The 7,283-nt window shown below is 56.2% G+C and carries 7 protein-coding genes, 2 tRNA genes and 1 pseudogene; 5 read left to right on the forward strand and 5 right to left on the reverse strand.

Annotation, left to right across the window (positions count from 1 at the left end):
• Positions 1–78: 78 nt before the first annotated feature.
• From Q7U71_00930 to Q7U71_00940, 3 genes and pseudogenes are all read right to left on the reverse strand, one after another.
• Complete coding sequence (locus tag Q7U71_00930) at positions 79–1,245, reverse strand: HD domain-containing protein (protein MDO9390324.1); 1,167 nt, start codon at positions 1,243–1,245, stop codon at positions 79–81.
• Between the two features lie 284 nt (positions 1,246–1,529).
• Positions 1,530–1,685 (reverse strand): annotated as a pseudogene (locus Q7U71_00935) (rubredoxin).
• Positions 1,686–1,721: 36 nt separating this feature from the next.
• Complete coding sequence (locus Q7U71_00940; GenBank protein MDO9390325.1) at positions 1,722–2,900, reverse strand: DPP IV N-terminal domain-containing protein; 1,179 nt, start codon at positions 2,898–2,900, stop codon at positions 1,722–1,724.
• 155 nt (positions 2,901–3,055) lie between these two features.
• Here Q7U71_00940 and Q7U71_00945 point away from each other — a divergent pair, with 155 nt between their 5' ends.
• From Q7U71_00945 to Q7U71_00955, 3 genes are all read left to right on the forward strand, one after another.
• Complete coding sequence (locus Q7U71_00945) at positions 3,056–3,784, forward strand: UDP-2,3-diacylglucosamine diphosphatase (GenBank protein MDO9390326.1); 729 nt, start codon at positions 3,056–3,058, stop codon at positions 3,782–3,784.
• Between the two features lie 43 nt (positions 3,785–3,827).
• Positions 3,828–5,099, forward strand: a complete 1,272-nt coding sequence (eno, locus tag Q7U71_00950; protein ID MDO9390327.1) for a phosphopyruvate hydratase — start codon at positions 3,828–3,830, stop codon at positions 5,097–5,099.
• A gap of 116 nt (positions 5,100–5,215) precedes the next feature.
• Positions 5,216–5,542 (forward strand): septum formation initiator family protein, encoded by a 327-nt coding sequence (locus Q7U71_00955; GenBank protein ID MDO9390328.1) that lies wholly within the window; start codon positions 5,216–5,218, stop codon positions 5,540–5,542.
• A 95-nt stretch (positions 5,543–5,637) separates the two neighbouring features.
• Here the strand turns inward: Q7U71_00955 and Q7U71_00960 are convergent, their stop codons facing one another.
• Entirely contained in the window at positions 5,638–5,874 is a 237-nt protein-coding gene (locus tag Q7U71_00960) for a hypothetical protein (protein MDO9390329.1), read from the reverse strand.
• Between the two features lie 10 nt (positions 5,875–5,884).
• Positions 5,885–6,718 carry a HAMP domain-containing protein gene (locus Q7U71_00965; GenBank protein MDO9390330.1) on the reverse strand — a complete coding sequence of 278 codons (834 nt, stop codon included), beginning with the start codon at positions 6,716–6,718 and terminating at the stop codon, positions 5,885–5,887.
• A 130-nt stretch (positions 6,719–6,848) separates the two neighbouring features.
• Between Q7U71_00965 and Q7U71_00970 the strand changes: the two genes are divergently transcribed.
• Together Q7U71_00970 and Q7U71_00975 are read left to right on the forward strand one after the other, a co-directional pair.
• Positions 6,849–6,925, forward strand: a tRNA-Met gene (locus Q7U71_00970).
• 120 nt (positions 6,926–7,045) lie between these two features.
• A tRNA-Met gene (locus Q7U71_00975) sits at positions 7,046–7,122 on the forward strand.
• Positions 7,123–7,283: the final 161 nt, after the last annotated feature.

Below are 7,283 nucleotides of genomic sequence, written 5' to 3' on the forward strand. Positions count from 1 at the left end.
AGCCGCCGGGCTGAGCGTGCCGAAGCCCTGTCGAAGGGCCGTTTCCAGTTCATTGTTAACTGTTCATTGCTCATTGTATCAGACTTCCTTGTACTTCTCGTAGACCTCCATCACCTGGTCCATCCCCTTGACAAAGGCCTCCGTCACCGCCGGGTCAAAATGGGTTCCCGAGGTCTCGGTGATGATCTGCATGGTCTCGGCTATGGACATGGCCGGCTTGTAGACCCGCTTGTTGGACAGGGCGTCAAAGACATCGGCCAGGGCCACTATCCGGCCCTCCAGCGGTATCTCCTGGCCCTTGAACTTGTTGGGATAGCCTGTGCCGTCCCACTTTTCGTGATGGGTCATGGCCACGGTCTGGGACAGCTGCAGCATCGGCACCGCCGAATCTTTTAGGATCTCGGCCCCGATGATGGTGTGGGATTCCATGATCTTCCTCTCCAGCACATTCAGGTGGCCGGGCTTCAACAGGATGGCGTCGGGTATCCCCACCTTGCCCACGTCGTGCATGGGGCTGGCCAGGCGGATGGCCTCCACCCTTTCCTGGGGCAGGTCCATCATCCGGGCGATGATGCCCGAATAGTGGCTCATCCTATGGATGTGGCCCCCGGTCTCCTTGTCCCGGTACTCGGCCGCCAGGCCCAGCCGCATGATGGTGTCCAGATGGGCTTCCTTGATCTCCCTGTTAAGCCGGGCGTTCTTGACGGCCACCGCCGCCTGGGAAGCCACCGACAGCATCAGCTCCTCGGAGTCCTTGTTGAACGGGATTATCTTTCCGCTTTCGTCCTTGGCGTTGATCAGCTGCAGCACACCTATCACCCCGCCCTGGGCGTCCTTCATCGGCAGCTGCAGCATGGAGGTGGTGCGGTAATTGACCCTCTGGTCAAAGGACCGGTCAAAATGGTATTCGGCCGAATCCGGGATGGCGTAGGCGTCCGGGATGTTGACCAGGGTCCCGGTGTTGGCCACGTAGCCGGAGAGGGATTTGTTGGAGATGGGCACCGGAAAGGGCTTGAACAGCATCTCCTCGGCCTTTTTGCCCTCCCGGGCGGCCAGGGTGTCGTTCTGGCTGATCACGAAATTCAGGTGGTCGCCTTCCTTGATGTACAGGCTGCCGGCGTCGCAGTTGGCGAAGGCCCGGGACTCGCTTACGATCAGCTCCAGCAGTTTCTCCAGCTCCCGCACCGATGAAAGGGCGATGCCGATCCTGACCAGTTTATCGAAGGCGCTGCTGCATTGTTCCATCTTCTGCCTTGTTGGTGGTTGTTGATCAGCTATAGTTTAAATCCAAGGTACCTTGCTGAATATATTGGACTTTAAAAATAATTTGATCCGTAAAATCATGTAAATCCGCTTACGCTCCAATGCCGGACTTCTTCAAGCGCCATCCGCTTACGCTTTTATATTTTAGCCGCCGCAAGTGCCATAGCTTTAGCGGAGGCACTAGCTTCAGCGGAGGAGCTCCTGTCTGAACGGTATTATATTTACAGCAGGTTCCGGGGCACAAACTCCTCGTCCTCAAAATCCTCGTCTATCCCTTCAAAGACCTCCTTGCCGGCTCCGCACTCGGGGCAGATCCAGTCCAGGGGCAGATATTCAAAATAGGTTCCCGGCCTGACATCGCCGTCCGGATCCCCCAGATTGGGATCGTAGACGTAGCCGCAGATTGAACATCGCCATTCCATTGTTGCCTCCCAATTATTATTGTTGCCGAAATTATTTTATTGCCCCTGGGCCAGGGCCTTGATGATCCGGTCGGCCGGTATCATCCGGTCCAAATGCAGCAGGTAAACCTCGCGGTCGCCGTCGCGCTGGGAATCGAACAGGATGGTCTTCAGGTCGGGGAAAAGTCCAAAGGCCATGTCCTCGGCCGGATTGACGGTCAGCCTCAGATTATTGTCCTCCCGGACGTCGTAAAGATAGACCTCGTCGTTGCCCTGGCGGGAAGAGGTGTACAGCAGGTATCTCCGGTCAGGCGAAAGCATCGTGGGTATCCCGCCCCGGAACGACGGACATCTGACCGGCCTGGGCTCCCCCCCGGCCAGGGGCCATAATTTCAGGACCTTTTGGTTTTCCTGGGCCTGCTGGTAGAACACCTGGCCGGATACGATGTCAAAGAATTCTTTATCCCCCTTTTCCTGCGGGTCGGGGCGGACCAATTGGGGCCGGGCATTCTTGGCCAGGGACAGCCTCCACAACGACCAAAATGTTCCGCTGTCGCTTAAAAAGAACAATTCGCTCCCGTCCGGGGTGAACCGGGGCATCTGCTCATTGAATTTGTTGAAGGTCAGTCTCCGCTCTTTTTTGGTCTGCAGGTCCAGGAGATATATCTCATCGTTTCCGTCGCGGTCGGAAACATAGGCCAGGCTCTTTCCGTCCGGGCTGAAGGCCGGCATAAAATCAAGGGCCGGATTGTTGGTGATCCGTTTCTGGTTTTGGCCGTCGGCATCCATCACATAGAGCTCGGTGTTGCCGTCCCGCTTGCTGGAAAAGGCTATCTTCTTTCCGTCGGGGGAGAGAGCCGGCAGTGCGTCGTTGCCAGCCGCAAAGGTCAGCCTGGTGATTTCGTAAGGTTCCATTCCCAGATACACCGCCACCCTTTGGCGGAGGAAGGTATCCTGGGCCGCCGGGTAATCCAGCCGGCTCAATATCCCGTATTCCTTGCAGGCCGGTCCGGCCGAATCGGCCAGGCAGTAGGCTTTGGCCAGATAGTAATGCCCCTGGGGATCCTTGGGGGAATCCTGCACGGCCAGGGAGAACTGTTCGATGGCCTTGCCCAGGTCGCCGATCTCCAAAAACTGCCGGCCCTTGTTGACGGCCGCATTGCGGCCGCAGCTCAAGGCTGCCAGGGCCAGGATCAGACAGAGGGCCTTGATCCCAAGTCTTTTCGGTCTCATCATTCTTTCCATTTGATCATTTTAAGCATCCGCCGGTTAAAAGTCAATAAAAAATTCAGTTGCCTTTTATTTTTGCATGTGATATAGTTTTAAGGTATTGAAGCCTGCGGGTCCCGGCCAAAACTTTAAACAATTTAAGATACCACGACTGCATTTTTATGTCAATACCCTTTTACTTTTTATCTGACGTTCACCTGGGAGCGGGCAGCCCCGAACTGGAACGGCTGAAACTGGCCAGGCTGAAGAAGCTTTTTGCCGTTATCCGGGACCAGCCCGGTCCCTTGTACATATTGGGCGACCTGTTTGATTTCTGGTTTGAATACCGGGCCGTGATACAGTCCGAACATTTTGAAGTATTAGCGGAAATGCTGAAACTGCGGCAATCCGGGGTGGAGATCACCCTGCTGGCCGGCAACCACGATTACTGGACCGGGCCTTTCCTGGAAAAGCAGCTGGGATTCAAGATCGTCAAGGATGATCTGACCATTGACCTGGACGGCCAAAAAGTGCTGCTTTGCCACGGCGACGGCCTGGATCAGACGGACCGGGGTTACCGGGCGCTGAAGGCGGTGCTGAGGAACCCCCTCAGCATCCGGGCTTTCAGCCTTATCCATCCCGACCTGGCCGTCTCCTTTGCCCATTGGTTCTCAAGATTTTCCCGCAATCATCTGACCAAGCATAAAAATGTTGATCAGGCGCCGCTGGAGCGCCAGGCCGCCAGGTTTTTTGCCCTGGGCTACCGGGCGGTGGTGTTCGGCCACACCCACCAGCCGACATTGAAGGACATGGAGGGCCACGTTTTCCTGAACCTGGGGGATTTTTTCAAGAATTTTACCTATGCCATTTACCGGAACGGAAAATTCAAACTGGAAAAGATCATTGACTAGATCAACAAATACTTATTAAAAGATAACTGGAGATAGCGCCACCATGTCAAACATCACCAAACTCTGGGCCCGGCAGATCATCGATTCCCGGGGCAACCCCACCGTGGAGGTGGACTGCCACCTGGCGGACGGAAGTTTTGGCCGGGCCGCGGTGCCTTCGGGCGCCTCCACCGGCCAGCACGAGGCGCTGGAGCTCCGGGACGGCGACCCCAAAATGTTCGGCGGCAAGGGGGTCAAAAAGGCGGTGGACAACGTCAACCAGCTGATCGCCCCGGCTTTGACGGGAATGGACGCCCGGGACCAGGTGAAGATAGACCGGACCATGCTGGAACTGGACGGCACCCCGGCCAAGTCAAAACTGGGGGCCAATGCCGTGCTGGGCGTTTCCCTGGCCGCGGCCCACGCCGCCGCCGCCTGCTCCGGTCTGCCGCTTTACCGCTACCTGGGCGGGGCCAACGCCAAGACCCTGCCGGTGCCGATGATGAATTTCTTGAACGGCGGCAAGCACGCCGGCTGGAACATCGAGATGCAGGAGTTCATGATAGTCCCGGCCGGGGCCAGGACCTTCGGCCAGGCCATTCAGATGGCCAGCGAGACCTTTGCCGCCCTCACCAAGATCCTGCATAAGAAGGGTTACCCGGTGACGGTGGGCGACGAGGGCGGCTTTGCCCCGCCGCTGAAGGCCAACGAAGAGGCCCTGCAGCTTTTAGTGGAGGCCATCGAGCAGGCCGGATACAAACCGGGAGGCGAGATCTTTTTGGCCATGGACCCGGCTTCCACCGAATTCTTCAAGGACGGTTTCTACCAGGTGGGCGGCAAGAAGCTGAGCTCGGCCGAGATGGTGGAGCTCTACGCCTCCTTCGCCTCCAAGTACCCCCTGATCTCGCTGGAGGACGGGCTGGCCGAGGACGACTGGGACGGCTGGAAGCTGTTGACCGAAAAACTGGGAAAGAAGATCCAGCTGATCGGCGACGACCTGTTCGTCACCAACGTCAAGCGCCTGCAGATGGGGCTGGAGCGGGGCGTGGCCAATTCCATTTTGATCAAGCTCAACCAGATCGGCTCCCTGACCGAGACCTTGGACTGCATCGGCCTGGCCCGGGCCAGCCGCTACACCACGGTGATCTCCCACCGCTCGGGCGAGACCGAGGACACCACCATCGCCCAGGTGGCGGTGGCCACCAACGCCGGACAGATCAAGACCGGCTCCATCTCCCGCAGCGAGCGGGTGGCCAAATACAACCAACTGATGAGGATCGAAGAGGAACTGGGCGGGTCCGCCGTCTATCCCGGACAGTCAGCCTTTAAACAGTAAATTGAACTTGCCACAAAGGCACGAAAAAACAAAGTATTTCAATACCAGATTAAATTTAAGCAATTAAATTTTTTGGTGTCTTTGTGTCTTTGTGGCGGAATAGTTACTAACCGTAAATGAACCGTTCGGCTAAAAATAAAAAATTCCGTCAAAAGCTGGTGCTGGCCCTGACCCTGGTGATCACCGGAGTGGTGGTGGTTTCCTTTGGCCTGGGGAATTACGGCTGGATCAAGACCATCAAAATGCACAAACGGCAGGCCTCCTTAAAAAGGCAGATAATGGTCAACCTGGCCCACAACGAGATCCTGAAGAGGGAGATCCGGCTGGTCCAGGAGAACCGGCTGGTGATAGAGGCCCTGGTGCGGGAGAACCTGGGAATGGTGAAGCCCGGAGAGGTCTCCTACCGGTTTTATTCTTCCGACTCCCTGAACCGTAAACGCTGAACGGTCCCGGCGGCCGGCTGATAATTCCTGTGAAGACAAAAAGAAAAGGGCTTTCCCGAATGACCGGGAAAGCCCTTTTGGCAATGATGGGATAACTAGGCCGCCTGCAGGGTGGAGATCTTATCCGACAGCTCTTTGGCCTTGTTCTTGTCTATCAGCAGCCCGGCCGAGATCATCACCCAGCGCGAAAGGTCGGGCAGGTGGTTCTTTTCCAGGTAATCAAAGATCACCCCGTTCATGTGGCGCTTGGTCTGGCGGTCCAAAAAGATCTTGGAGGCCGGACCCAGATAGGGGGTGGTGGTCTCTAAAACTTTTTGCGCTAATTGTGTCACTGGCGTCACCTTATTTCTCGCTTTCGTTTGGGTTTTCGTCCTGGTTCATCATGATCTTAAGGCTGGCCTGCATCCGGGAGAACGATTCGGCCAGCTCTCCGATCTCATCCCGGCGTTTGACGTCCACCACCGCGTCCATCTGGCCCAGGCTGATATTGTTGGCGGTCCGGTTGAGCTTGTTGATGTCCCGGATGATGGTCTGGGAGAACAGCAGGACGATGATCCCGGCCAGCAGGATGGCGATCCCAATGATGTAATAGATGGTGTTCTGGATGAACTGCTGGCGGGCTATCACTTCCTTGCTGTCCATGTCCACCCCCAACAGCCCCACCGAATTGCCCAGGGAATCGCGGATGGGCGAATAACCGGAAAGCACCACGCCCCACTGGTCGGTGGTGAATTCCTTGTCGGCGCTGTTGCGTTCAAAGCCGTCCATCAGTTCCTTGTAATTTGGTCCCTGTTCGTAGGCCTCTCCGATCGAGGCCGCGTCTTCCTCGGCCCCGTAATCGGCGTCGATCACGAACTCCACTCCGTCCCCGGCCCGGCGCATGGTGTAAATGTATTTGATATTGGGGTTGTTGGCCCTGATCTTCTGAATCTGTTTCTGGATATCCAGGTATTGGGGCTTCTGCTCGTCTCCCGCTCTCAGCCCGGCATGCTGTCCGCCGTCTATCAGGGAAGCGGCCGCGGCCGCAGTGGAGCGAAGTTCGCAGCCCATCTGCTCCTTAAGCGCCTTTTGGGTGGCATTATAGGTGGTAACGAAGGCCAGTCCGGCTATCACCACTATCAATAAGACAAAACTGAGGGTCAGCTTGGTCACCAGACTGTGGGTCATTTTGGTCATAAGGTCTCCTGCGGTTAATATATGCTGTAATTATAAATTACCCGCCCCCCTGCTGTCAAGCCCCAAGGCAGAAATACCTTGACACCGGCCCCAAAGTTTGGTATCATTGGATTTTACAGTGGAAATACGTCGCGGGGTGGAGCAGCCTGGTAGCTCGTTGGGCTCATAACCCAAAGGTCAGAGGTTCAAATCCTCTCCCCGCTACCATTTTACATTGGGCCTTAGGGACGAGGCCATCGGCCCAAGCAGACATACTTGGGCTTTTGCTTTGGAAGGAACGCAAAGGACTGAAAGCTGAAAACCATGGCCCCGGGGCCTTCATAAAGTGGCGGCTTAGCTCAGTTGGTTAGAGCAGCGGAATCATAATCCGCGTGTCCGGGGTTCAAATCCCTGAGCCGCTACCAGAATATCTTCAAGCCAGACGAAAGTCTGGCTTTTTTGTTAGTGTTCTTTTTCTTTTTTGTACCGCCCCTTCGTTTGCAAGGTAAATAGCCTTCTCAGGGCAGGCCCCAGAAAAAGAACCAAAAAGTCTTTCGCTTAAAAACTTGTGGTGAGCAGCGTCGAA

This window comes from bacterium (assembly GCA_030655055.1).
Classification (GTDB): Bacteria; Edwardsbacteria; AC1; order AC1; family EtOH8; genus UBA5202.